The organism is Paenibacillus sp. Soil750 (genome assembly GCF_001428045.1).
Lineage (GTDB): Bacteria > Bacillota > Bacilli > Paenibacillales > NBRC-103111 > Paenibacillus_E > Paenibacillus_E allorhizoplanae.
Genome location: NZ_LMSD01000007.1, coordinates 12,832 through 37,069, shown reverse-complemented (window position 1 = coordinate 37,069; position 24,238 = coordinate 12,832). Strand labels below are relative to the sequence as shown.

Annotated in this window: 22 protein-coding genes; 20 read left to right on the top strand and 2 right to left on the bottom strand. The window is 48.4% G+C overall.

What is annotated here, in order from left to right; translation table 11 throughout:
• Window positions 1–58 precede the first annotated feature (58 nt).
• Entirely contained in the window at window positions 59–1,822 is a 1,764-nt protein-coding gene (locus tag ASL11_RS08320; RefSeq protein ID WP_056612384.1) for an Rqc2 family fibronectin-binding protein, read from the bottom strand.
• A gap of 227 nt (window positions 1,823–2,049) precedes the next feature.
• On the opposite strand from ASL11_RS08320, the gene ASL11_RS08315 reads away from it, so the two are divergent.
• The 19 genes from ASL11_RS08315 (at window position 2,050) to spoVM (ending at window position 23,333) form a co-directional block, all read left to right on the top strand.
• The gene (locus ASL11_RS08315; protein ID WP_056612382.1) at window positions 2,050–4,863 is read left to right on the top strand and encodes a calcium-translocating P-type ATPase, SERCA-type; all 2,814 of its coding nucleotides are present in this window, start codon (window positions 2,050–2,052) and stop codon (window positions 4,861–4,863) included.
• A gap of 543 nt (window positions 4,864–5,406) precedes the next feature.
• The gene (gene dapF / locus ASL11_RS08310; protein WP_056612380.1) at window positions 5,407–6,237 is read left to right on the top strand and encodes a diaminopimelate epimerase; all 831 of its coding nucleotides are present in this window, start codon (window positions 5,407–5,409) and stop codon (window positions 6,235–6,237) included.
• Between the two features lie 16 nt (window positions 6,238–6,253).
• A complete protein-coding gene (locus ASL11_RS08305) occupies window positions 6,254–8,128 on the top strand; it encodes a bifunctional homocysteine S-methyltransferase/methylenetetrahydrofolate reductase (RefSeq protein WP_056612376.1) in 1,875 nt (624 codons plus the stop codon).
• 29 nt (window positions 8,129–8,157) lie between these two features.
• On the top strand, window positions 8,158–9,042 hold the full coding sequence (locus ASL11_RS08300; protein ID WP_056612374.1) for a YicC/YloC family endoribonuclease: 885 nt from the start codon (window positions 8,158–8,160) through the stop codon (window positions 9,040–9,042).
• Between the two features lie 34 nt (window positions 9,043–9,076).
• Window positions 9,077–9,337 (top strand): extracellular matrix/biofilm regulator RemA, encoded by a 261-nt coding sequence (remA, locus tag ASL11_RS08295; protein ID WP_009672664.1) that lies wholly within the window; start codon window positions 9,077–9,079, stop codon window positions 9,335–9,337.
• On the top strand, window positions 9,327–9,965 hold the full coding sequence (gene gmk / locus ASL11_RS08290) for a guanylate kinase (protein ID WP_056612367.1): 639 nt from the start codon (window positions 9,327–9,329) through the stop codon (window positions 9,963–9,965). Before remA ends, gmk begins: the two co-directional genes overlap by 11 nt.
• The gene (rpoZ, locus tag ASL11_RS08285; RefSeq protein WP_056612362.1) at window positions 9,966–10,193 is read left to right on the top strand and encodes a DNA-directed RNA polymerase subunit omega; all 228 of its coding nucleotides are present in this window, start codon (window positions 9,966–9,968) and stop codon (window positions 10,191–10,193) included.
• A 68-nt stretch (window positions 10,194–10,261) separates the two neighbouring features.
• Window positions 10,262–11,485: a bifunctional phosphopantothenoylcysteine decarboxylase/phosphopantothenate--cysteine ligase CoaBC gene (coaBC, locus tag ASL11_RS08280; RefSeq protein WP_056612360.1), complete on the top strand. Its 1,224-nt coding sequence runs from the start codon at window positions 10,262–10,264 to the stop codon at window positions 11,483–11,485.
• Window positions 11,485–13,998, top strand: coding sequence for a primosomal protein N' (gene priA / locus ASL11_RS08275; RefSeq protein ID WP_056612354.1), 2,514 nt, complete (start codon window positions 11,485–11,487; stop codon window positions 13,996–13,998). The genes coaBC and priA overlap by 1 nt, the downstream gene beginning before the upstream one ends.
• 40 nt (window positions 13,999–14,038) lie before the next feature.
• Complete coding sequence (gene def / locus ASL11_RS08270; RefSeq protein ID WP_056612351.1) at window positions 14,039–14,524, top strand: peptide deformylase; 486 nt, start codon at window positions 14,039–14,041, stop codon at window positions 14,522–14,524.
• Window positions 14,521–15,468 carry a methionyl-tRNA formyltransferase gene (fmt, locus tag ASL11_RS08265; RefSeq protein WP_235550424.1) on the top strand — a complete coding sequence of 316 codons (948 nt, stop codon included), beginning with the start codon at window positions 14,521–14,523 and terminating at the stop codon, window positions 15,466–15,468. The genes def and fmt overlap by 4 nt, the downstream gene beginning before the upstream one ends.
• Before the next feature lie 98 nt (window positions 15,469–15,566).
• A complete protein-coding gene (gene rsmB / locus ASL11_RS08260; RefSeq protein ID WP_082595331.1) occupies window positions 15,567–17,042 on the top strand; it encodes a 16S rRNA (cytosine(967)-C(5))-methyltransferase RsmB in 1,476 nt (491 codons plus the stop codon).
• A 79-nt stretch (window positions 17,043–17,121) separates the two neighbouring features.
• The gene (gene rlmN / locus ASL11_RS08255) at window positions 17,122–18,192 is read left to right on the top strand and encodes a 23S rRNA (adenine(2503)-C(2))-methyltransferase RlmN (RefSeq protein ID WP_056612348.1); all 1,071 of its coding nucleotides are present in this window, start codon (window positions 17,122–17,124) and stop codon (window positions 18,190–18,192) included.
• Between the two features lie 12 nt (window positions 18,193–18,204).
• Entirely contained in the window at window positions 18,205–18,969 is a 765-nt protein-coding gene (locus ASL11_RS08250) for a Stp1/IreP family PP2C-type Ser/Thr phosphatase (RefSeq protein WP_056612347.1), read from the top strand.
• Window positions 18,966–21,068: a Stk1 family PASTA domain-containing Ser/Thr kinase gene (pknB, locus tag ASL11_RS08245; RefSeq protein WP_056612346.1), complete on the top strand. Its 2,103-nt coding sequence runs from the start codon at window positions 18,966–18,968 to the stop codon at window positions 21,066–21,068. The genes ASL11_RS08250 and pknB overlap by 4 nt, the downstream gene beginning before the upstream one ends.
• Window positions 21,068–22,000, top strand: a complete 933-nt coding sequence (gene rsgA, locus ASL11_RS08240; protein ID WP_056612345.1) for a ribosome small subunit-dependent GTPase A — start codon at window positions 21,068–21,070, stop codon at window positions 21,998–22,000. Before pknB ends, rsgA begins: the two co-directional genes overlap by 1 nt.
• Before the next feature lie 5 nt (window positions 22,001–22,005).
• A complete protein-coding gene (gene rpe / locus ASL11_RS08235) occupies window positions 22,006–22,656 on the top strand; it encodes a ribulose-phosphate 3-epimerase (RefSeq protein WP_056612343.1) in 651 nt (216 codons plus the stop codon).
• Window positions 22,657–22,672: 16 nt separating this feature from the next.
• Entirely contained in the window at window positions 22,673–22,918 is a 246-nt protein-coding gene (locus ASL11_RS08230) for a hypothetical protein (protein WP_056612340.1), read from the top strand.
• 334 nt (window positions 22,919–23,252) lie between these two features.
• The gene (gene spoVM, locus ASL11_RS08225) at window positions 23,253–23,333 is read left to right on the top strand and encodes a stage V sporulation protein SpoVM (protein WP_036634233.1); all 81 of its coding nucleotides are present in this window, start codon (window positions 23,253–23,255) and stop codon (window positions 23,331–23,333) included.
• A gap of 104 nt (window positions 23,334–23,437) precedes the next feature.
• Here spoVM and rpmB read toward each other — a convergent pair whose 3' ends face one another.
• Entirely contained in the window at window positions 23,438–23,626 is a 189-nt protein-coding gene (rpmB, locus tag ASL11_RS08220; protein WP_029197753.1) for a 50S ribosomal protein L28, read from the bottom strand.
• Window positions 23,627–23,875: 249 nt separating this feature from the next.
• Here rpmB and ASL11_RS08215 point away from each other — a divergent pair, with 249 nt between their 5' ends.
• Complete coding sequence (locus tag ASL11_RS08215) at window positions 23,876–24,235, top strand: Asp23/Gls24 family envelope stress response protein (protein WP_028558212.1); 360 nt, start codon at window positions 23,876–23,878, stop codon at window positions 24,233–24,235.
• The last annotated feature ends 3 nt before the right edge of the window (window positions 24,236–24,238 follow it).

Genomic DNA, 24,238 nt, shown 5'->3' with positions numbered 1-24,238 from the left:
ACCTAGAAAATAGAAAAACCTATCGAGAATTATTCTCTTGATAGGTTTTTTTGTATGTCTATTTAATGGTCACTTTCAATTGCTTGATTTCCTCTTCTTCCGGGGTCACATAAAGTGTCTTCTGATTCACATAAATGACAAAGCCAGGCTTCGAGCCGTTTGGTTTATGGACATGTTTGATTGTTGTATAATCCACAGGAACTTGACTGGAGTTTTTGGCTTGACTGAAGTAAGCAGCTAGCTGCGCGGCTTCAAGTAAGGTGGTGTCGCTGAACTCACCGCGAATGACGACGTGGGAGCCAGGAATATCCTTGGTGTGCAACCATGTATCCATAGAAGAAGCAAGACGATTCGTCAGATATTCGTTTTGCGTATTATTTTTCCCAACATAGATAGGAACACCCTCGCTGGATTCGTAGCAGGCTAGAGCTGGTTTGTCTTTTTTCTTTTTCTTACGCTGCTTTTTGTTGCGGTCGCGCACATAGCCTTGCTCCATAAGCTCATCACGAATTTCTTCAATATCTGGCAAGGAGGCAACACTCAACTGCTGCAGCAGCGTCGAGAGATAGGTGATCTCTTGATGCGTTTGGGCAATCTGTTCCTCGACGATAACCGTACTATTTTTCAATTTACTATATTTCTTAAAATAGCGCTGAGCGTTTTCCGCCGGGCCAAGAAGCGGGTCCAATGTGATGGTAATCATCGCCTGATCTTCATCGTAGTAATTTATGGCTTGGACTTCTTTGTCGCCTTTCTTGATCGAATGAAGCGAGGCGGTTAACAGTTCTCCGAGAATGCGATATTTATCCGCGTCCTTGGAGTCTTCGATCGTATCCTGGAGCTTTTCCAGTTTTTTTACATTTTTATTGACTTCATTTTGTAAAAATTTCAATAAATCAGATACACGTTGTTTAACCGTATCTCTTTCCGCTTTGTCGCCATAGAATTGCTCCAAACACAAGCTTGGCGTAGCGTATGATTTCGACGTGCCCTTGATATGCGTAAGTGGTGTCATCGCGAAGAATAGTTTGCCTGTAGGTTCTTGCTCTACAATGACAGGTTCATAGCGATCCTCGCGCATCGCGGTCATGACTTCACTGAACGCCTGCCAAAGCGATGTGGTATCGACTTCCGTATTTCCTTGCATACTCCGATATACGATTTCCTTGGCGATCAGTGGACTGAGTCCGCTGAATGCAGCAACCAGCTGCTGCTCAGGTTTAATCGGCGATGGAGATACGGAAACCTCATCTGACGCCGATGTCCGCTCTAATGCCTGGATGAACGCTGCGCTATCAACCTCAAGTGGATTTAGCTTATCTTGTTCAGGCGGTGTCACATATGTACTCCCTGGCATGACTACCCGGTAAGAACTGATAGCTGGCGTCACATGATGGATCCCATCTAGAATCGTTCCTGTAGCTGGATCAAGCAAAATGATATTGCTGTGACGTCCCATGATTTCCACAATAATATGCTTGAGGGATATATCTCCTAATTCGTCACGATGACGAATCTGCAAACGAATGACACGTTCCATACCGATTTGTTCCACGACCTCAATGACGCCACCTTCACAATATTTGCGAAGCAGCATACAGAACATCGGCGCATCCATCGGATTCATGGTAACTTGTTCTGTCGTTTGGACGCGTGGATACGTAGGGTTGGCGGAAAGGAGCAGCTTCACGTTCTGCCTTTGGGTGCGAATTTGAAGTACGACGTCATTTTCGCTCGGTTGGTGAATTTTATTAATGCGGCCTCCTACATACATTTGAAGTTCGTGAACAATTGCATGAAGGACGAGTCCGTCTAAAGCCATGATGCATACAACTCCATTCTTTGAGGCTAGTTGTCATTTGTCATTACCGTTACCTCTGCATACCGGAGCTGACAACTTTGCTAATCTCTATGATGCCATACTTTTCACAAAAACTTAAGGGGCTCTGGACAGGAAAGATGATTTCAGGGATATTTTCCTGCTTGTCTGAATACAAATACGTATAAGTGTGAGACAAGATCAAGTGGATGTGGGAGGGAGAAGGGCGGATGAGTCAGAATAAGTGGTACCAGTTGAACTCGGAGGATGTCTTGCAATTGCAGCAGGTGGATATACAGCAAGGATTGCCCTGGGAAGAGGCTTGGAAACGGCAGGCTGAGGTAGGGCGAAACGAGCTCTCAGAGGGGCAGCGTGTATCACCAATCACACTGCTCTTAAATCAATTTAAAGATTTCATGGTGCTGGTGCTATTGGGGGCGACTCTGATATCCGGCTTGCTAGGTGAATATTTAGATGCGATTACCATCGTCATCATTATTGTGATGAATGGGATTTTGGGTTTTACACAAGAGTTTCGAGCGGAACGCTCACTACGTGCACTGAAAGAGCTGTCTGCGCCGAATGCCAATGTGTGGAGAGAAGGAGCCGTTCATCAAATTCCGGCGCGTGATCTGGTGCCAGGTGATATTGTGTTCCTGGAGAGCGGAGATAGAGTTCCAGCAGATGTTCGGTTTCTCGAGACGAATGGCGTCTATATTGAAGAGTCCGCCTTAACCGGTGAGTCCATTGCCGTCAGTAAATCGATTGCGCCTATTCCTCATGACGAAGTACCGCTTGGGGATCAGCGTAATCTGGGCTTCATGGGGACGATGGTTTCTCGTGGCACGGCGAAAGCAGTTGTCGTTCGAATCGGGATGGGCACGGAAATGGGCAAAATCGCTGACCTGATTCAAAATACTGAATCCATGGAAACACCGCTACAGCACCGTTTGGAGCAGCTAGGTAAAATCTTAATTATCGTCGCAATCGCGTTAACGATTCTTGTTGTTGTAGCTGGTATCATGCATGGACAACCACCGTATGCGATGTTCTTAGCAGGCGTCAGCTTAGCTGTTGCTGCTATTCCAGAAGGGCTTCCAGCGATTGTAACTATCGCACTAGCGCTCGGCGTTCAGCGAATGATTAAGCGGAAAGCGATCGTCCGGAAGCTGCCTTCGGTGGAGACGTTAGGTTGTGCTTCCGTTATTTGTTCAGATAAAACGGGGACGCTCACGCAGAACAAGATGACTGTGACCCATTTATGGGTCGGTGGTGATGTGCTTGAGGTTACAGGAGACGGATATGCGCCCGTTGGTAACATTCTTCTGAGCGGTCAACATACGGACGCACACAAGCATCCAACACTTTCGAAGCTACTCCACGTGTCAGCCCTTTGCAATAACGCAACCTTAATCGAAGAAAAACAAGAAACAAAGAGAAAGAAAGGGAAAGAGGGCAGCGAGGGAGCAGCTTCGATTTGGAACATTAAAGGGGATCCAACAGAAGGAGCCTTAGTTGTTCTGAGTGCCAAGAGTGGGATTACACAAGTTTCGTTGAGTGAAAAATATAAACGGATCGCCGAGTTCCCTTTCGATTCGGAACGCAAACGGATGTCTGTACTCGTGTCCTCCGAGAATGGCCGTATGGCTTGTACCAAAGGGGCGCCGGATGTGTTGCTGCAGCATTGCAGTTACATTTTGTGGGATGGCAAGGTCATTCCTTTCACGTCAACACTGAAACAAAAGGTCATCTCAGCGAATGAAGGTATGGCCAAATCAGCCCTGCGGGTATTGGGTATTGCTTATAAGGAACTTAAAGCGAGTGATCGATATGATGATCACGAGGATGTTGAGAATGGCTTAGTCTTCGTAGGGTTAACGGGTATGATTGATCCTCCGCGCAAAGAAGTACGTGAAGCGATCTCCAAATGCCGTAAAGCGGGCATCAAGACCGTTATGATCACCGGGGATCACCAAACGACAGCAGAAGCCATTGCGAAGCAGCTAGGGATGATTCCGACCAATGGTGTCAGTATGAGCGGTCAGCAAATTGGACAGCTATCGGATGATGAGCTAGACGCCAAAGTCAATGATACCTACGTTTATGCGAGGGTGTCCCCTGAGCATAAGCTGCGTATTGTGAAATCGTTGCAGCGCAATGGACACGTTGTTGCCATGACGGGTGATGGCGTTAACGATGCACCCGCCATTAAAGCGGCTGATATCGGAATTGCTATGGGGATTACGGGAACCGATGTATCCAAAGAGGCTTCCTCCTTAATTCTTAGCGACGATAATTTCTCGACGATCGTTGCAGCGATTGAAGAGGGGCGCAGCATCTATGAAAATATCCGCAAGTTCATTCGTTATTTACTTGCCTCTAACGTTGGCGAGATTATGACGATGTTCATCGCCATGATGGCGGGGCTACCGCTTCCGCTTGTGCCTATTCAAATTCTTTGGGTGAATTTAGTGACTGATGGTCTGCCGGCGATGGCACTAGGTGTGGATCAGGCGGAGAAAGACCTCATGCAGCATAAGCCGCGTTCAGCGAAGGAAAGTATCTTTGCAAGACGCTTAGGATGGAAAATTATTTCCCGTGGTATCCTCATCGGAGTATGCACACTGGGGGCCTTCTGGCTCATCTTACGCGTGAATCCAACGGATGCAGAGACCTTGTTAAAAGCACAAAGTGTCGCATTTGCGACCTTGGTTATGGCGCAGCTCATCCACGTCTTTGATTGTCGCAGTTCACGTTCCATTTTCCACCGGAATCCTTTGCAAAATAAGTACCTTGTTCTGGCTGTACTATCATCGCTCATACTCATGCTCGGCGTTATGTACATCGAAGCACTCCAACCGATCTTCAAAACCGTTCCTCTAGGCTGGAAAGATTGGATTCTTGTTTTAATTGCAGCTGGTATTCCGACCTTCTTTATGGGTCTAGGCAGCGTGTTATCGCCTAAACGCAACAAAGGTTCAAGAGGTTCGAGAGGTTCAAGCGCCTCTGTGTATAATAAATCGTCTAAACCGAGCTTCCGATAAGGGACATTGAGAGATGGAAAGATGGAGAGCTGCCGTGAGGCAGCTTTTTCCTGTTTAGGGCCCCATCTTTACCTCGACACTGACTCACCAGACTCCCGTTCCGCCTACGAGTAGATGTATTTTATACAGTTAATATACTGGAATTTCCCTTGAATCTCCGAATAAATAGATTTTCTCCAGTTATTTTCGGGGTTTTCTTTGGATTTGAATAGAATGGAAGGGATTAACTACACATTTTCCATTTAAACTCAATTTTAGATCATATTCGCTCGAAATAGATGTAGGTTTTCCAGTAATTTATTCAGCACACCCAATTCACACTACTCACCTACCGTAACTCATCCCACCAACACACGCTAATCCTTACTCTATCCCATCTCATCCCCCTAGCAAACTCCCACCAACTGCACCAACTCCAAAAGTCACTGTAGATTTACAACTATGGCGATTTAGCGACTATGACGTGCTGCGAGGGCGCAGGGCTATGCATACCGACGATTTTACGCTATGATAATGGCTAAACCGCACATAGGGGTGCTTGACATGAATTTTACGAAAATGCACGGTCTTGGCAATGATTTTATTGTCGTAGCCGGAGAGAAAGAGCTGCCTGCCGGGGCGGACCAGTTGGCCATTCAGTTATGTAATCGATTTTTTAGCATCGGTGCTGACGGTGTTGTCTTTATTCTTCCTTCTGAGAAAGCTGATTTTCAAATGCGCATTATCAACTCGGATGGATCTGAGGCCGAGCAATGCGGCAACGCGATCCGCTGTGTTTCTAAATATGTTTACGATCATAAGTTGATTGATGCTACTGAAATTACTATTGAGACCATTGGCGCTGGTGTACAGAAGGTTCAAGTACATGTGCATGATGGTCGAGTTGTGACTGCACGTGTGGACATGGGAGAGCCCATTCTACAAGGACTTCAGGTACCAACGACTGTTGATGCTGACGAGGTGATCGATTATCCAATCGAGGTAGAAGGCACATCGTTTCGTTTCACAGCGGTGTCCATGGGGAATCCGCATTGTGTCATTTATGTAGAGGATGCTGTGAATTTTGACCTGGCAACATGGGGGCCTAAGCTTGAGGCACATCCTATGTTTCCGCGTAAAATAAATGTCGAATTCGCAACCGTTCGAGATCGCGCTTATACGGATATGCGTGTTTGGGAGCGTGGCGCTGGGCCTACGCTTGCTTGCGGAACGGGTGCGTGTGCTACGCTAGTATCTTCCGTGCTGAATGGTCTATCTGATCGTGAAGCGACCGTTTCACTCAAAGGTGGAGACCTGTTCATCGAGTGGCTGGAAGAGGACAATCACGTCTATATGACGGGGCCTGCAGAAGAAGTGTTTACAGGCAAACTATAGATAGGGGAAATGATGCATGAAATTGGATCTTCGTGCAGCGCTGCAACAGGAGATTTTGACCGGTGACGGCGCTATGGGGACATACTTATATCAGATGGGATTTCCCGTCGGCATTTCATATGAAGAATTGAATTTGCTAAGACCAGAAACGGTCGCTGACGTGCACCGCCGTTATTTCGAGGCAGGTGCTCGTCTTATTGAAACGAATACGTTTTCGGCGAATCGGGAGAAATTGTCGAAATATGGGTTGGAAGGCGATGTTGAAGCCATTAACCGTGCGGGTGTTGAGCTGGCTAGGAACGCTGTTGGCGATGACGCTTATGTCGTTGGAGCCATTGGATCTATTCGCGCCGGCAAGCGGAAGAATGTGAGAACCTCTGAGGTTGAGCAATCCTTACGGGAACAGATAGGTATCCTGCTTGACTCACCAGTTGACGGGCTGTTATTAGAGACCTTCTACGATTTGGAAGAGCTGCAGCTTGCTTTGCGAATTATCCGCAGCATGAGTGGACTTCCTGTGATTTGCCAGTTTGCCAATGAGGGCACGGGCAGCACGCAGGACGGTGTTCCGCTGCAAGAAGCTTTCCTGCGGCTGCGTGATGAAGGTGCTGATGTGATCGGCTTCAACTGCCGAGTAGGCCCGAACGGGATTTTGCGTTCGATGGAGAAGATCGCCCCGATTCCTGGCATTCCATTCTCGGCGTTTCCGAACGCAGGTTTGCCCGACTACGTAGACGGGCACTATACGTATACGGCGACGCCGAAGTACTTCGCCGAAAGCGCGCTGCGCTTTGCCGATCTTGGCGCGCGCATCATCGGCGGCTGCTGCGGCACGACGCCGGAGCACATCGCCGCTGTGGCGAAGGCGCTGCAAGGCTACGTGCCGGCTGCACCAGGCGCAGCTCCTGTCGGAGCCGCTGCGATCGTGATCGAGCCGGCACCGGCGAAGCCTGCGCCGCCGGCGGGCATACCTTCTCTGCTGGACATCGTGAAGCAGCGCAAAACTGTCATTGTCGAGCTGGATCCTCCGAAGGATCTCGACATCGAGAAGTTCATGCAGGGGTCGAAGGCCCTGCAGGACGCGCATGTCGACGCCATTACGATGGCCGACAATTCCCTTGCTGTGACGCGCATGAGCAACCTAGCACTCGGCTACCTCGTGCAGGAGCGTTTGGGCGCGCGTCCGCTCATTCACATCGCGTGTCGTGACCGCAACATGATTGGGACGCAGTCCCATCTCATGGGCTTGCACGCGCTGGGGATAGACCACGTGCTGGCCGTGACCGGCGATCCCGCCAAGTTTGGCGATCTCCCCGGGTCCAGCTCTGTGTATGACCTTACCTCATTCGAAATTATTCGGATGATCAAACAGCTCAACGAAGGCATCGCCTTCTCAGGTAAACCTTTGAAGCAGAAGGCTAATTTCGTTGTTGGTGCGGCATTCAATCCGAATGTGAAGCATTTAGATAAAGCCGTTCAGCGCTTGGAGCGCAAGATTGAGGCAGGCGCAGATTATATCATGACGCAGCCTGTGTACGATGCGAAGCTCATTGAAGACATCTATGAAGCGACCAAGCATTTGCAAATTCCTATTTTCATCGGAATCGCCCCGCTGGCTAGTGGTGGCAATGCCGAATACCTGCACAATGAGGTCCCAGGTATTCGTCTATCGGATGAAGTTAGAGCACGGATGGATGGCTTGAAAGGCCCAGAAGGCCGCGCAATGGGTGTGGAAATTGCCAAAGAATTGCTGGATACGGCGATGCAATACTTTAATGGTATTTATCTGATGACGCCATTTCTGGCGTATGAAATGTGCGTAGATCTGACGAACTATGTGTGGGAAAAGTCGAAAAGGCATGATTTCCACTTGTACCCACTTTCAAAATGAATTAAAATAGGGTAATGGATGTGATTAGAATGATTTGCAGTATGACCGGGTTCGGACAAGCGAATCGTTCTTTTGCGGGATACAACGTGTTTATCGATGTGAAATCGGTCAATCATAGGTATAGTGAAGTGTCGATTCGGTTGCCGAAGGAATGGGCGGCTTTTGAAGACGCTTTGAAGAAAACGGTATTGCATGCTGTGAAGCGAGGACGAGTAGATGTCTTCATCACGGCGGAACGTGAAGCAGCTTCCCCGAAGAACGTAACGGTTAATTATGCTTTGGCAGATGCTTATCTGGAAGCAGCTGAGCAGTTGAAGCAACGGTATGGGATCACGGGTCAGGTAGACCTCAACGATTTATTGAAACTTCCTGAGCTGATTCAAATGAAAGACGTACGTCAAGAGCCTGATGACGAGATTGAACAGGAGCTATGCACCTGCTTACAGGAGGCTGTCGCTCAGCTATCCACAATGAGACACCGCGAGGGTGAATTCTTAGAGCAGGATATCCGCGAACGCCTAGCCGAGATGAAGCGAATTCATATCGAGTTAGAAGCACTTGCTCCTCAAGTCGTTCAGGAGTATGCGACGAAGATGACGATTCGCATTCAGTCCCTCGTTCTCGATGGGATACCTGTAGATGAGCAACGCCTAGCGACTGAGATTGCTCTCTTCGCAGATCGTTCGAATGTGGATGAGGAATTAACGCGTCTGAAGAGTCATTTTGGGCAATGTGAGGCATTGCTTTTAGACAAAGAGCCTGTTGGTCGAAAGTTGGACTTCTTGATTCAAGAAATGAATCGGGAAGTGAACACGATCGGATCGAAGTCGAATCATTCGGAGCCTACGGCTAGAGTGATTGCGATGAAAGCAGAGCTTGAGAAAATGCGGGAACAAATACAGAATATCGAGTGAAGCTTGCATGTGCTTCGCGAGGAGGAAGTCCTAGATGGCTATCAAATTAATCAATATCGGGTTCGGCAACATCGTATCGGCGAACCGCATTATCTCGATCGTGAGTCCAGAATCCGCTCCGATCAAGAGAATCATTCAAGAAGCGCGTGATCGTCACATGCTGATTGACGCTACATATGGTAGAAGAACCCGTGCCGTTATTATCACGGACAGCGATCATGTGATTTTGTCGGCAGTACAACCAGAGACGGTAGCGCATAGACTTTCGAATAAGGACGATGATCATGACGAGTAATACGAACACTCTTGAGCGTGAGAGAGGTATTCTGATTGTTTTATCCGGACCGTCTGGTGTTGGTAAAGGAACGGTTTGTGCGGCGCTGCGCAAGGTTGCTCCTGATATTGTCTACTCGGTATCAGCGACAACACGTTCTCCTAGACAAGGTGAAGTAGACGGTGTTAATTATTTTTTCAAAACCCGCGAGCAGTTTCAGCAGTTGATTGAAACCGATGAAGTGCTGGAATGGGCTGAATATGTGGGCAACTTCTATGGAACACCAAGACGTTTCGTAGAGGAGACGCTGCGTTCAGGCCACGATGTGATCTTGGAAATCGAGGTTCAAGGTGCACTTCAGGTCAAGCAGAAGTTTGACGAAGGTGTATTTATTTTCTTATTGCCGCCATCTCTAGATGAGCTTGAGAATCGTATTGTTACACGTGGCACGGAAACGGATGAGGTCATCCGCAGTCGCATGTCAGTGGCCATCGATGAAATTCGTCTGATGGAACACTATGATTATGCGATCGTGAACGATCATGTAGATACCGCATGCGCGAAAATACAAGCGATATTAGCCGCTGAGCATTGCAAAAAAGATCGTATGTTTCCAAAAATCGTACAATGGATGGATGAGGTGAATTGAATGTTATACCCTTCAATTGATAAACTACTTGATATCGTAGACAGCAAATACTCCCTAGTTGTTGCAGCTTCCAAAAGAGCGAGATCCCTTCGTGATGGTGCGAAATCGGATTTGAAAGGCCAGAAAGCTCATAAACATGTTGGTGTTGCCTTAGAAGAACTTTATGGTAATTACATCGGTTATGAGAAAATTAACACAAACGAGAGCGAGAAATACGCGAAGAAATAAACTGCCTTACCCAACAACCCTCGTGGTTGTTATTTTTTTCTCATTTGGCATTTCGAAAGGGGATTCCCATGGGTGTATTGCAAGGCAAAACGATCGTGCTCGGTGTCTGTGGAGGCATTGCGGCTTATAAGGCTGCGGCGTTAACGAGTAAATTAACACAAGCTGGGGCTGTTGTGCGGGTCATTATGACACGCTCCGCGGTGCAATTCGTTGCGCCGTTAACGTTTCAAACTTTGTCACGGCATCATGTTTTTGTCGATACCTTCGATGAGAAGGATCCCGCAGTTGTGTCTCATATTAATTTGGCGGACAGCGCGGATCTTGTGCTGATCGCCCCAGCTACGGCGAATACGATCGGCAAACTAGCTTTAGGGCTTGGCGATGATATGCTGAGTACTACGCTGCTTGCAACCATGGCACCGATCTGGGTGGCACCTGCGATGAATGTGCACATGTACGCGAATCCTGCGGTACAAACCAACATGGAGACGTTACTTCGTCGCGGCGTCCGTTTTATTGAACCAGGTGAAGGGCAACTGGCCTGTGGCTATGTGGGCAAGGGGCGTCTTGCTGAGCCAGAGGAGATTTTTGCCGCGGTTGAGCGGCATTTTCAAGGGGAGCCTGGGCGCTTAGCAGGTAAACATGTGTTAGTGACGGCCGGAGGCACGGTAGAACGTCTAGATCCTGTTCGTTATTTGACCAATGACTCTTCAGGCAAAATGGGTTATGCGATTGCGGAAGAAGCTGTGCGGATGGGGGCGAAGGTAACATTGGTTTCAGGACCATCGGCTCTAACCGTACCTGAAGGTGTTCAGCTTGTTCCTGTGCAGTCTGCGCTGGATATGCGCGAAGCGGTGTTAAGCAGGCTCGGAGAAAGCCAGCTCATCATTAAGGCTGCTGCTGTAGCCGACTATCGTCCTGCTGTGGTTGCTGAGCAAAAAATCAAGAAGAAAGCGGACTCGCTGACGCTTGAGCTCATTAAGAATCCCGATATTTTGCAGGAAATCGGGACGCTGAAGACAAAGAAACAGTTCGTCATCGGGTTTGCAGCGGAAACGGAAGCGTTGGATGAACATGCGATGGACAAGCTGAAGCGCAAAAACTGTGATCTCATCGTAGGGAACGATGTGTCACAAGTGGGTGCTGGCTTTGGCGGGGATACGAATGTGGTTCGCTTCTATGATCAGAACGGGCTTGTACAAGCACTGCCTATACAAAGTAAATGGGACGTTGCGCGCAAACTGCTCGAACTCGCTGCAGAGCGAATGGCTGCCGCGGCGGGGGAATCCTGATGTACGCCAAAGTCATTGTCGATGTCCCAGCCAAGCAAACCAATCGGGCGTTCGACTATGAAGTGCCTTCATCTCTGAGTAAGTGGGTCGAAGTCGGCAGCCGAGTGGGTGTACCGTTTGGACCACGTGTTCTGCAAGGCTTTGTGGTTGAACTGCAAGAGGAAACGCAAGTCGATGCGAAGCGCATCAAGCCGATTCAAAATGTGTTGGATCTGGTCCCACCCTTGACGAGTGAACTTGTCAGTCTTGGACGCTGGATCAGTCGTATGTATATGTGTCATGAAGTAACGGCTCTGCAGGCGATGCTTCCTGCGGCTTTGAAAGCGAAATATGAGCGTGTAATTATCGTAGGGGATGAATCTGAGGATCAATCTTTTCTCGATATGCCAGATATTGAAGCTATTATTAGCTTTGTGAAGAGTAAGGAATCGGTTTCCATGGACGTGCTGTTGGAGCGTTTTTCGAAGGAAGGCGCTCTGATCAAAGAGCTGCTGTCATCGGGTAGGCTGACGGAAGTACAGCTAGTGAAGGACCGGATGAATACCAAAAAGGCGCTAACCGTGTTTCCTCCAGCAGATGGTCGTGGCTTGGAAGAAGGCCTTGCTGAACTTCCGGCCAGAGCGAATAAGCAGAAGGATGTACTGCGATATTTGATCGAGCATCCGCATGCCATTCGATTGACGGAGCTGATGGAAACGATTGAGGTCGGAGCAAGCACGGTCAAAAGCTTGGCGGATCGCGGCTGGATTGAGCTGTGCGAGGTGGAAGTGATGCGCGACCCGTATATGGGGCGTGCTTTTGAACGGACGAAGCCGCTTACTCTGACGGAGGAACAGAGCGGCGTGTTTGCCCCTATTCGCGATGCGGTGGCCGAAGATCGACATGAGGTATTTCTGCTGCATGGCGTGACGGGAAGCGGAAAGACAGAAGTATACTTACAATCCATCCAGCAATGCTTGGATATGGATAAGGAAGCCATTGTTCTTGTGCCGGAAATTTCATTGACGCCGCAAATGGTGGAGCGCTTTAAAGGGAGATTCGGCGACCTTGTTGCTGTTTTGCATAGCCGACTGTCCAATGGCGAGCGATATGACGAGTGGCGTAAAATTACACGCAAGCAAGTGAAGGTCGTAATCGGCGCACGTTCGGCGATTTTTGCCCCTTTTACGAACATTGGCTTGATCATTATAGATGAAGAGCATGAATCCTCGTATAAGCAAGAAGAGAGTCCGAAATATCATACTCGTGATGTTGCTGTTCAAAGGGCGAAGCAGCAAGATGCAGTTGTGGTGCTAGGCTCCGCTACGCCATCTCTGGAAAGTATGGAGAAAACGAGACGCAGGCGGGATCGACCTAAACCTCCTTTTACATTGCTGACCATGAAGGAACGCGTTGCTAGCAGACCTATGCCGCCCGTGACGATTGTGGATATGCGTGAGGAGCTAAAAACCGGCAATCGGTCGATGTTTAGCAGATCTTTGTATAAAGCGATCGAAGAACGGTTACACAAGAAAGAACAGACAGTATTGCTGCTGAATCGACGCGGTTACGCGACTTTCGTGATGTGCCGGACGTGCGGTTTCGTTTCACAGTGTCCGCATTGCGACATTTCATTAACGTATCACCAAAGCTCACATGCCCTGCGTTGTCATTATTGCGGTTATGCAGAGCGTGAAGTGAAGGAGTGTCCGAGCTGTCAGTCCGAGCATATTCGCCATTTTGGGACCGGGACTCAGCGTGTTGAGGAAGAGCTCAGTAAGATATTTCCTGGCATTAGGGTCATCCGTATGGATGTGGATACAACGACTGAAAAGGGCTCTCATGAGAAATGGTTGACGATGTTTCGCGAGAAGCAGGCGGATGTTCTTCTGGGGACGCAGATGGTGGCAAAAGGGTTAGATTTTCCTGATGTTACCTTAGTTGGGGTCATCGCGGCGGATACGGTGCTAAATATACCTGATTTTCGCTCCGCTGAGAGAACGTTCCAGCTCTTAACGCAAGTTGCAGGTCGAGCGGGACGGCATGAGAAGCAAGGAGAAGTGTTTGTACAAACGTATACCCCTGAGCATTACAGTGTGCAATATGCGAGTCATCATGATTATATTGCGTTTGCCAACCATGAGATGGATATTCGTGCTAATTTAGGTTATCCGCCTTATCAAAGATTGATTTTAATTACGTTCTCACACGAGCAAGTACCGCTCTTGGTGCGCATGGCGGAAGCCTTTGTTACACGGTTGAAAGAGATCGCGCTCCCTTATACGAGACAGCAGGTAGATTTGTTTTCGGAAGCCGTATCGATGGATTCATCCTTTCATTTTGATGTGTTAGGACCTGTTGCGTCGCCTATTTCCCGAATCAAAGATAGATATCGATTCCAATGCGTGGTAAAATATCGTGGGGAAGATTTAGCTGCAGAGATCGTTGGGAAGACAGTAGCTTGGTTTGAGGAACGCTCAGCCAAAGAAAAGCTGCTAATAAGCGTGGATGTTGACCCGCAATATTTGATGTAATAACCCCTAATCGAGAAGACTTAAAGGTAGGTGCACATTCATGGCTATTCGTATTATTGTTAAAGATCCAGATCCTGTGCTGCGCGAGAAAGCGATCACAGTTACGAAATTTAATTCCAATCTGCATAAATTGCTTGATGATATGGCAGATACGATGTATGAGGCGGAAGGCGTAGGTCTTGCTGCTCCACAAATCGGTATTCTGAAACGTGTAATTGTTATGGATTGCGGTGAAGAACATGGCGGTTTGATCGAAATGGTAAACCCAGAGATCGTTACTTCCAGTGGTGAGCAAATGGGGCCAGAAGGCTGTTTGAGTATTCCTGGTCTTCGTGGTGATGTCCTTCGTGCGCTGAACGTAACGGCGAAAGGGCAAGATCGTAATGGCAACCCGATTGAAGTGACAGGCACGGAGCTGCTTGCTCGTTGTATTTTCCATGAGATTGATCACTTAAATGGCGTATTGTTTACGGATCTTGCGGTCAAAACGTATACGGCCGATGAAGAAGAGGAAGAAGAAGCGTGAATATTATTTTCATGGGTACACCAGATTTCGCAGTACCCTCCTTGCAGGCACTCTTGGAGGAAGGCTATAACGTGACAACGGTTGTCACGCAGCCGGATCGGCCGAAGGGACGCAAACGCGTCCTTACGCCGACGCCAGTGAAGGTAGAGGCGGAGAAGCATGGGATTCCGGTGCTTCAACCAGTGAAGCTGCGTGAAGCAGATTCCGTTGAGCTGATTCGCCAGCTTGCACCAGATTTAATCGTAACAGCGGCTTATGGCCAAATTTTACCGAAATCGGTGTTAGATTTACCTAAGTATGGCTGCATTAATATTCACGCATCGCTGCTTCCGAAATATCGGGGAGGAGCGCCGATTCATCATGCTGTCATGCGAGGTGAGGCCGAAACCGGCGTAACCATCATGTATATGGCGGTTGGATTGGATACGGGAGACATGATCTCGCGTGTTGCACTTCCGATTGAGGATACGGATACGACGGGGATGTTGTTTGAGAAGCTGAGTATAGCTGGGGCTGATTTGCTGAAGCGGACGCTGCCAGATTTATTGGCTGGTCGGATCAAGGCTGTTCCTCAGAATGAGGCTGATGCGATTTATTCCCCTAATATTCGCAGGGAAGATGAGCTTTTGGATTGGTCACGCTCTGCAACGGAGCTATGGAATCACATTCGGGGATTAAACGCATATCCTGGCGCTTACACGTTCTGGAATGGAGATGTGCTGAAGGTATGGGCGAGCTTGAAGCCTAAGCAATCAGGTCAAGATCGGTCTGGTATAGTGCCAGGAACTGTGCTTAGCTGCAGCGAGCAAGGGATTGAAGTCATGACGGGAGCAGGTACCTTGTGGCTAACGGAGATTCAACCTGCTGGCAAAAAGGCGATGCCAGTATCTGAATTCATTCGCGGCGTGCAAATTCCTGCGGGTACGGTACTGGGGAACGCGTAAAGGTAAAATCGAAATATTGCGCACGTTTGGGCCGAATGGGCTCATGTAAGAATAATTTTTGAGATTGATGAAAATCAATTTACAATGCCACGAAAAAAATGAGGTATTTGATTTTGTCTACGACTAAACCAACTCGTCCGCAACATGGACATACGAATTCGCAGAGATCGGGTAAGCCCTCTGCGCCAAAATCATCCTCGGGCGCTGCGAAGAGCAGCGCTGTTAAGCGTTCTGCCCGTGATGCGGCACTGGATGTACTTATTCGAGTTGAAGAGAATCAGTCCTACAGCAATCTGCTGTTGAACCAAGTGCTGCAGAAGCATGCCCTTGAGCGTGCAGACGCGGGATTGGCGACGGAGTTAGTGTACGGTACAATTGGGCGCCAGAATACGATTGACTTCTTCTTGGAGCGTTTCGTCAGCAAGGGTCTTGCGAAGCTGGAGCCTTGGGTGAGGTGCTTGCTGCGGCTGAGCTTCTATCAGCTGCATTACTTGGACCGCATCCCTGACCATGCGGTCGTGAGCGAAGCGGTCAATATTGCGAAGCGCCGAGGCCACCAAGGCATCTCGGGCATGGTCAACGGCGTGCTGCGCGCGATCATCCGCAGCAAGGACGAGCTCACGCTGCCGGCTGCGCTCGGCGACGTGAAGCGCATCGCACTGAGCCATTCCCATCCGGAATGGCTTGTGCGCCGGTGGATCCGTCAGCTCGGACCTGAGCTGACGGAACAGATCTGTGCGGCGAACAACGAGCCGCCGCACGTGAGCATTCGCGCGAACGCGAGGCGGCGCAGCCGCTTGGAGCTGCTGGAGCAGCTCCAAGCTAGCGGCCTCAGCGCGGAAGCGTCAGAGCTGGCCCCGGCCGGCATCCTTGTGCAGGGGGCCGGGAACATGGCGTTAGTCCCCGGCTTCCAGCAAGGGGACTTCTCGATTCAAGACGAGAGCTCGATGCTCGTCGCTGAGGCTCTTGACCCGCGTCCAGGCATGAAGGTGCTGGACTGCTGCGCCGCCCCTGGCGGCAAGACCGCCCACATCGCGGAGAAGATGGACGATGTGGGTCAGATTTGGGCTTGTGATCTGCATGAGCACAAGCAGAAATTAATCGCAGATCAAGCGGAGCGTCTGGGACTATCGTCGATTCAGACGCTCGTGATGGATGCTGCGAAGCTGGATGAGCATTTTGCGGCGGAGTCGTTCGACCGCATCCTGCTTGATGCACCTTGCTCTGGCCTTGGGGTTATTCGCCGCAAGCCGGATCTCAAGTGGGCGAAACAGGAGGCGGAGATCGAAGCGATCAGTGAAACGCAGTATGCGATTCTGAGTCATGTACATCGTCTGCTTAAGCCAGGCGGTGTGCTGGTGTACAGCACGTGCACGATTGAACAGGCAGAGAATGAGGGCATGGTCGAGCGTTTTCTTGCCGAACACAGCGAGTTCGAGCTAGCTCCGCTGCCAGCGGATGTTTTCACGGAGATTGACCCGAAGGCGGCTACGTCTGGCATGGTGCAAATTTTGCCGCAGCAGTTCCACTCGGACGGTTTTTTTATCGCTCGCCTGCGTAAGCGTGACGTGTAACAGACAGGGACGTGTGTTCGTTCCTGCTTTGTGTTAAAATATTTTAAAATAGACGAAATAACAACAGGTTGTGATAAATGTGGGTATTAAGCCGTATCTGAAAGAGAAACCGTTTGTATATGATTTGAATTGGGATGAGTGGCAAAACTGGGTCAAAGAAAATGGGGAGTCTGCGTTTCGTGCCGGTCAAATTTTTGATTGGTTATACATTAAGCGCGTTTTCAGCTTCGACGAAATGTCGAATTTGCCGAAAACACTTCGCGACAAGTTGAAGGATCAGTTTGAGTTCGTTACCCTCTCCGAGATTACGAAATATCAATCCCAGGATGGCACGGTCAAGTTCTTGTTTGAACTTGAAGATAAGAACGCTATTGAAACCGTCGTGATGAAGCATAATTACGGCAACAGTATTTGCGTGACGACCCAAGTCGGCTGTCGAGTCGGCTGTACGTTCTGTGCGTCCACTTTGGGCGGGTTGAAGCGGGATCTACGACCAGGTGAGATTGTCGCTCAGGTTGTGAAAGCGCAGAAATTGCTTGATGAGACGGGGGAGCGTATCTCTTCCATCGTGATCATGGGGATTGGTGAGCCTTTCGAAAATTATGAAGCGACCATGAATTTCCTGCGTGTCATGATTCACCCGAAAGGGTTGAATATCGGACAGCGTCACATCACGGTATCCACGAGTGGCATCGTACCGAACATTTATAAGTTCGCGGATGAGAATTTGCAAGTAAATTTGGCGATTTCGATCCATGCGCCGAATGATGCACTGCGATCGAAGCTAATGCCGGTTAATCGCAGGTTCCCTTTCGTAGATCTCATCGAAGCTTGTAAGTACTACATTGCCAAAACGGGCAGACGGATTACGTTTGAATATGCCCTCATGGGCGAAGTGAATGACCAGCCTGAACATGCGGAAGAGTTGGCGCTTGTCTTGAAAGATATGCCGCTCAGCCATGTGAATCTGATTCCTGTCAATTTTGTGGCTGAACGTGATTTCAAGCGTACACCCCGAGATGATATTTTTACCTTCCAACGTATTCTGGAGAAGGGCAAAATTAATGCCACCATACGCCGTGAACAAGGTAGTGATATTGCTGCTGCCTGCGGACAATTGCGAGCTAAGCATATGGAGAGCAGTAAATGAGGTGAGAGCCGGATGAAGATGGTAAGTCGTACCGATATAGGGAAGGTCCGTCAAGTCAATGAGGACCGTGCCGCTATCTACCATCAACTCAATGGTCTATCTTTGGCTATTGTTGCGGATGGAATGGGGGGGCATCAAGCTGGTGATATTGCCAGTCAAATGGCCATTGACACGATTGGAGCGCAATTGCAATCCATCCATTGGGGAATGTCGGTGGAGTCCTGTAAGCAAATATTGAGGGAAGCGATTGAGAAGGCGAATGAGGAGATTTATGCTTTTGCGTCGGATCAAGAAAAGTACCATGGCATGGGAACGACTGTCGTTGCCATTATTGCTTCACAGGAGCTTCTCATTATTGGACATATCGGGGATAGCCGTGCGTATAAACTGACTGGGGAATCTATCCAACAACTGACGGAGGATCATTCCTTAGTTTACGAGCTTGTTAAGAATGGGCAGCTGACGATGGAAGAGGCTGACCATCATCCAAGACGTAATTGGATTACACGTGCACTAGGCACTGAGCCTAGTGTGGAAGTGGATCTGTATGAGTACACGTGGCGTCCAGACGATGTTATTCTCATTTGTTCGGATGGTTTGAGCGGATTGGTCGATGATGCGGATATTTTGCGAATTGTTCGGGAAAACGAGCAGTTGGAAGATGCGGCAGATGCGTTAATCCAGAGCGCGCTTCGCGAAGGCGGAGATGATAATGTAACGGTCCTTTTATTTGCACATGATCAGGATTCGGACGAAAAAAGGGGTGATGGGAATTGATCGGTAGAAAGCTTGGAGGCCGCTATGAGATCTTAGAACGTATTGGCGGAGGCGGCATGGCTTTAGTCTACAAAGGGCATGATTTGCTTTTGAATCGTAAAGTGGCTGTCAAAGTGCTGCGTTCACAGTATGTGCACGATGAAGAATTCATTCGTCGTTTCCGCAGAGAAGCACAAGCAGCCGCTTCCCTATCTCATCCTAATGTTGTCAGTATTTATGACGTTGGGCAAGAAGAGGATGTCCATTACATCGTGATGGAATATATCGAAGGCAAGACGCTGAATGATTTGATTAAGGAAAAGGCCCCATTACAGGTGGAAGACGCGGTTCATTATGCAAGTCAAATTGCAGATGCACTTGATCACGCCCACCATAATGAAATTATTCACCGCGATATCAAGCCGCACAATATTCTAATTGGCAAGAACGGCCGTGTGAAGGTGACGGATTTCGGTATTGCTAGAGCTGCGACATCATCTACGATTACCCAAACGGGGTCTGTCGTCGGTTCAGTTCACTATTTCTCACCTGAGCACGCGAAAGGCACGAATACGGGGGAGAAATCCGATCTGTATTCGCTTGGCATTGTGATGTATCAAATGCTGACCGGTCGACTTCCTTTTCTAGGGGAAAGTCCGATTTCCGTCGCCTTGAAGCATTTGCAGGAAGATGTGGAAGAGCCGCGTAAGGTGAATCCGCTGATTCCGCAAAGTGTAGAGAACATTATACTCAAGGCGATGCGCAAAAAGCCGGAAGAACGGTATCAATCTGCGAAGCTGATGATGGCCGATCTCGATACGTGCTTGGCTCCAGATCGTCGGAATGAAGCGAAGGTTGCTTTCTGGGATGCTTATGGTATGGATGAAGAGCGTACGCTGGTTATGCCAGCCATTCGCGCTGATCAGCTAGCTCAATTCGATGACGACGACGATGATGAACCAGACAAGCCAGCTTGGCGAGAAGAGCCAGCTCCTTCCAAGGGGAAAGGCTGGATTAAGCCGCTCATCTGGATTGCTGTGTTGTTAATTGTGCTGGGCGCCATGTGGTACATGGTTGGTTATGTGAAAGGGATGTTCGCCATTGAGACCGTTGAGGTCCCGAATGTCGAGAACAAGATACTGACACAAGCGCAAGCTGAACTAACGGTTGCCAAATTAGGCTGGACGGTCGAATACGACGCGGATAGCAAATTGCCCAAGGATACGGTCATTCGTCAAGATCCAAGCGGGTTAAGGCTGAATGTTGGTACTAAGGTCATTCTTTACGTGAGTAAAGGCATACCGAAAGTCAAAATGGACAACTATGCAGGGCAAACCCTAAACGATGTTAAATTAAAGCTGCAGGGACTCGGTATTAAGGATGACCAAATTACGATCAAACCTGAAACATCCGACAATGCGCCGGATCTGATTCTCAGGCAGTCACCGCCTCCTGGTGAGGAGTTTGAACTGGAAAAAGCCGCAATTACCTTAACGGTGAGCAAAGCGAAGGAAACGGTTAAAATGCCAGACTTAGTTGGCTTGGCGGAAGCAGAGGCGAAGGCACAAATTACGAAGCTGGGTCTGAAGCTCCCCGTCAATGGCATTACTCGTGAGAAGAGCTACAAAGTAGCTAAAGGGAAAGTAATCGCCCAGTTTCCTTATAAAAAAGATGAGGAAGCCTCCATTGGCGGGGAAATTTCACTCGTCATTAGTGATGGTTTGCCAGAGGAAGCTGGTCAACTCACGGTTAGCGTACCTGTAAAGCCGACAACAGAAGGCAAGGACTCTGTGTTCAAAATTATTGTGAGCGACGCCCAATATGAGAACTTCGAATACTTGACGGAAAAAGTCTCGAAGCCGCAAAACTTGGATGTCAAAGTCATTGTTTCACCGGACAAAAAAGCCGTAATCTTGATCAAAGAAGGAGACAGCTTGGTTAATTCAATCACACGCACCTATCAAGATTATTTGGATCAAAAAAATGGGAAAAACGTATCGCCTAGTCCATCCCCGACTCCGAAGACACAAAATACCGGACCCGCTATCCCCGTTGGTGGGAATGGCCAAGGTCAAACTGGTGGAACAGCTTCTAAACCACCTGCTGGAGGGGCCAATTAATGCCGCAAGGACTCATTGTCAAAGCGCTTAGCGGTTATTATTATGTATTGCCTGAAGGAGCTGCTCTTCTAGAGGGGAATACGGTTACTTGTCGTGGAAGAGGCGTGTTCAAAAATAGAAATATAACGCCGCTTGTTGGAGACCGTGTCGTGTACGAAGCCACAGAGAACGGGGAGGGAACCGTTACGGAAATCCTTCCTCGCTCTTCGGAGCTTATTCGTCCGCCGATCGCGAATGTGAACGTGGTTGTGCTTGTTTTTTCGGTGACAGAGCCTGTTCTGAATACACAGCTGTTGGACAAGTTTCTGGTTCATATCGAGAATACAGGGATTGATGTGCTGTTATGCTTCACCAAAAGCGATTTGCTGACGGAGACGGATGACAATGCCTCTCATGCCAAAGAAATGACTTCGACGGAATTTAAGCGGATTACGACCCTCTATGAGGGAATAGGTTATCCCTTCGTTACGACGAGTTCTAGACTTGAAGAGGGCGTAGAAGCGATTCTACAGCATTTGGATGGCAAAGTGAGTGTGTTTGCTGGACAATCCGGTGTTGGCAAGTCCTCTTTATTGAATAAAATGATTAGCGGTCTTGATCTAGAGACGAATGCGATCTCTCAACGATTAGGGAGAGGAAAGCATACAACTCGTCATGTGGAGCTGTTGCCTCTTGCTAATGGGGGCCTTGTTGCCGATACACCGGGCTTCAGCCAGTTGGACTTCATGGAGGTCGAGGCGGAAGGGCTTAGCAGCTGCTTCAGAGAGTTCGCGGCTGTTGCTGAGGGCTGTCGATTTAGAGGTTGCTTGCATTTGCATGAACCGGACTGTAAAGTGCGGGACGGCGTGGCCAGTGGGACGATCGCAGCTTCTCGTTATGATCATTACTTGTTATTTTTAACTGAAATCAAGGATCGGAAGAGGAGGTATTAGGCGTAATGGTATATGTAGCACCTTCTATTTTATCTGCCGATTTTGCCAAGCTTGGCGATGAGATTAAGGCAGTGGAGCAGGGCGGAGCGGACTGGATTCATGTCGACGTTATGGATGGACATTTTGTGCCAAATATTACAATTGGTCCCTTAGTCGTTGACGCGATTCGTCCAGTCACCAAGCTTCCGCTGGATGTTCATTTGATGATCGAAAAGCCGGACCGCTATATTCCTGATTTTGTAAAAGCTGGTGCGGATCTGATTTCTGTGCATGTAGAAGCCTGTACGCATCTACACCGGACGCTCGACCTAATTAAACAAAGCGGTATTAAAGCTGGCGTTGTGTTGAATCCTGCTACACCAATTTCGCTGATTGAGCATGTGCTTGATGAGCACTTGGATCTCGTGCTTATTATGACGGTGAATCCAGGCTTTGGTGGGCAGGCGTTCATCCCTGGGATGCTGACTAAAATTCGCGCGCTGCGTGAGCAGGCGAATGCGAAGGGTCTCACGGGGCTTCACATTGAAGTAGACGGCGGTATCAACGAGATAACAGCTCGTCAGGTCATAGAGGCGGGGGCTGACGTCTTAGTAGCCGGCAATGCCGTATTCGGGCAACAGGACCGTGCTGAGGCCATTAGACGAATACGCGGCTAAAAGGGGACGAAGAACAATGAGATTTCTCTGGTTACTGATGTACAGTCTGCTTTGCGCGGTATTATTGACGTGTTTCTCACACATAGACGATTTTGTGAAGTACATTTTCTCGCTTGGTGCTCTTTACGTAGGGATGCGGTTCTTCCGTCGATTTGAGCAAATTAGCTTCCGCGTATGGTTTATCGTCATCTCGGTATTCTTCTATTTCATTTTCAGTTTAATTGTTGCATTGTACAATGAGGTGGGCATAACGGCTCCATAGCCGCATACATATAGTTACAAGAGTGATGCGCTCTTGTAGCTTTTTTTGCTTTCTGGAAGCAACTGAATTGTGGGAGGAAGTAAAAATAGAAGGCACTTTTTCTACGCTCTGGGCATACACTGTTGTAATGATGTTTTAGGAGCAGTCATGCACGTTGTGAAACGTTTGCTCAAGAAGGTCAGTGAACTGGCGCTAGAACAAGCAGAAGCTTGTGAATAAGGCGGCTGACGGGCCGCGAAGTGAATGCTTGAACGAGGTCAGTGAGCTGACGACAATTCTAAGCTGATGCTTTCGAAGCCAGTTTTCTGACGAAAACTCTAAGGAGGGGTAGAGAATGAAATTCTACACAATCAAACTGCCGAGATTTTTGGGAGGATTCGTGAAAGCTGTACTTAATACGTTTAGTAAAAACTAGGGTTTGCCCATACTTACGTCATTCTCCCCAGGAATGCAAAAAAAGCACCGATTAAGGTGCTTTTTGTCATTCACATAAGTAAGTTAAGTATCCGTAGCTACGAATTAAACGCGAGCCACTTTTCCGGATTTCAACGCACGAGTACTTACGTAAACCCGTTTCGGTTTACCATCAACGAGGATGCGAACCTTTTGAACGTTAACTCCCCAAGTACGCTTGTTTTTATTGTTAGCGTGGGACACGTGATTTCCTGAACTAGGACTTTTACCTGTAATGAAACATTTGCGGGACATGTTTGACACCTCCTTCGGCAGTATACAAAGAAGCCTGGGTGGCAAGCCTAAGCTTGACATGACAGTATTCCTCAAATTTTTACTTGTGATACGTGAACGTAACCAGCAAAAACACACTTAAACATAATAGCATAGCAAAAGGAGCCTAGTCAACGAATTAAGCGCATTTTTGCCGTTTATTTATGAAGTATGTTATAGTACAATGAAGATTAGTCTTGGTAAAGCGAAACTTGAAGGAGTTGTTACATAATGCCGATTGAACTCACAACCGAGTATGGAAAAGTGTATATTACCAATGAAGTGATTTCAACTCTGGCCGGATCTGCTGCATTAGATTGCTATGGACTTGTAGGCATGGCAACGAGAAAGCAATTGAAGGATGGTATAGCTGAGCTGCTAGGTCGAGACAATTTGAGCCGTGGTGTCGAAGTTCGTAGAGAGAACGGCCGACTTGAAATTGATCTTTATATTATTGTCAGCTATGGAACCAAAATATCCGTAGTGGCAGGTAATGTCCAAACGAAAGTCAAATATATTTTAAATGAAGTTGTAGGGCTGCAAGTAGACGATGTGAACATCTTTGTTCAAGGCGTGCGAGTGGCCAAATAAAAG

What these genes read in the sequence shown, in the direction of transcription:
- ASL11_RS08320 (WP_056612384.1), bottom strand. Translation starts at nt 1,822, where the DNA reads ATGGCTTTAGACGGACTCGTCCTTCATGCAATTGTTCACGAACTTCAA.
- ASL11_RS08315 (WP_056612382.1), top strand. Translation starts at nt 2,050, where the DNA reads ATGAGTCAGAATAAGTGGTACCAGTTGAACTCGGAGGATGTCTTGCAA.
- dapF (WP_056612380.1), top strand. Translation starts at nt 5,407, where the DNA reads ATGAATTTTACGAAAATGCACGGTCTTGGCAATGATTTTATTGTCGTA.
- ASL11_RS08305 (WP_056612376.1), top strand. Translation starts at nt 6,254, where the DNA reads ATGAAATTGGATCTTCGTGCAGCGCTGCAACAGGAGATTTTGACCGGT.
- ASL11_RS08300 (WP_056612374.1), top strand. Translation starts at nt 8,158, where the DNA reads ATGATTTGCAGTATGACCGGGTTCGGACAAGCGAATCGTTCTTTTGCG.
- remA (WP_009672664.1), top strand. Translation starts at nt 9,077, where the DNA reads ATGGCTATCAAATTAATCAATATCGGGTTCGGCAACATCGTATCGGCG.
- gmk (WP_056612367.1), top strand. Translation starts at nt 9,327, where the DNA reads ATGACGAGTAATACGAACACTCTTGAGCGTGAGAGAGGTATTCTGATT.
- rpoZ (WP_056612362.1), top strand. Translation starts at nt 9,966, where the DNA reads ATGTTATACCCTTCAATTGATAAACTACTTGATATCGTAGACAGCAAA.
- coaBC (WP_056612360.1), top strand. Translation starts at nt 10,262, where the DNA reads ATGGGTGTATTGCAAGGCAAAACGATCGTGCTCGGTGTCTGTGGAGGC.
- priA (WP_056612354.1), top strand. Translation starts at nt 11,485, where the DNA reads ATGTACGCCAAAGTCATTGTCGATGTCCCAGCCAAGCAAACCAATCGG.
- def (WP_056612351.1), top strand. Translation starts at nt 14,039, where the DNA reads ATGGCTATTCGTATTATTGTTAAAGATCCAGATCCTGTGCTGCGCGAG.
- rsmB (WP_082595331.1), top strand. Translation starts at nt 15,567, where the DNA reads ATGAGGTATTTGATTTTGTCTACGACTAAACCAACTCGTCCGCAACAT.
- ASL11_RS08250 (WP_056612347.1), top strand. Translation starts at nt 18,205, where the DNA reads ATGAAGATGGTAAGTCGTACCGATATAGGGAAGGTCCGTCAAGTCAAT.
- rsgA (WP_056612345.1), top strand. Translation starts at nt 21,068, where the DNA reads ATGCCGCAAGGACTCATTGTCAAAGCGCTTAGCGGTTATTATTATGTA.
- rpe (WP_056612343.1), top strand. Translation starts at nt 22,006, where the DNA reads ATGGTATATGTAGCACCTTCTATTTTATCTGCCGATTTTGCCAAGCTT.
- ASL11_RS08230 (WP_056612340.1), top strand. Translation starts at nt 22,673, where the DNA reads ATGAGATTTCTCTGGTTACTGATGTACAGTCTGCTTTGCGCGGTATTA.
- spoVM (WP_036634233.1), top strand. Translation starts at nt 23,253, where the DNA reads ATGAAATTCTACACAATCAAACTGCCGAGATTTTTGGGAGGATTCGTG.
- rpmB (WP_029197753.1), bottom strand. Translation starts at nt 23,626, where the DNA reads ATGTCCCGCAAATGTTTCATTACAGGTAAAAGTCCTAGTTCAGGAAAT.
- ASL11_RS08215 (WP_028558212.1), top strand. Translation starts at nt 23,876, where the DNA reads ATGCCGATTGAACTCACAACCGAGTATGGAAAAGTGTATATTACCAAT.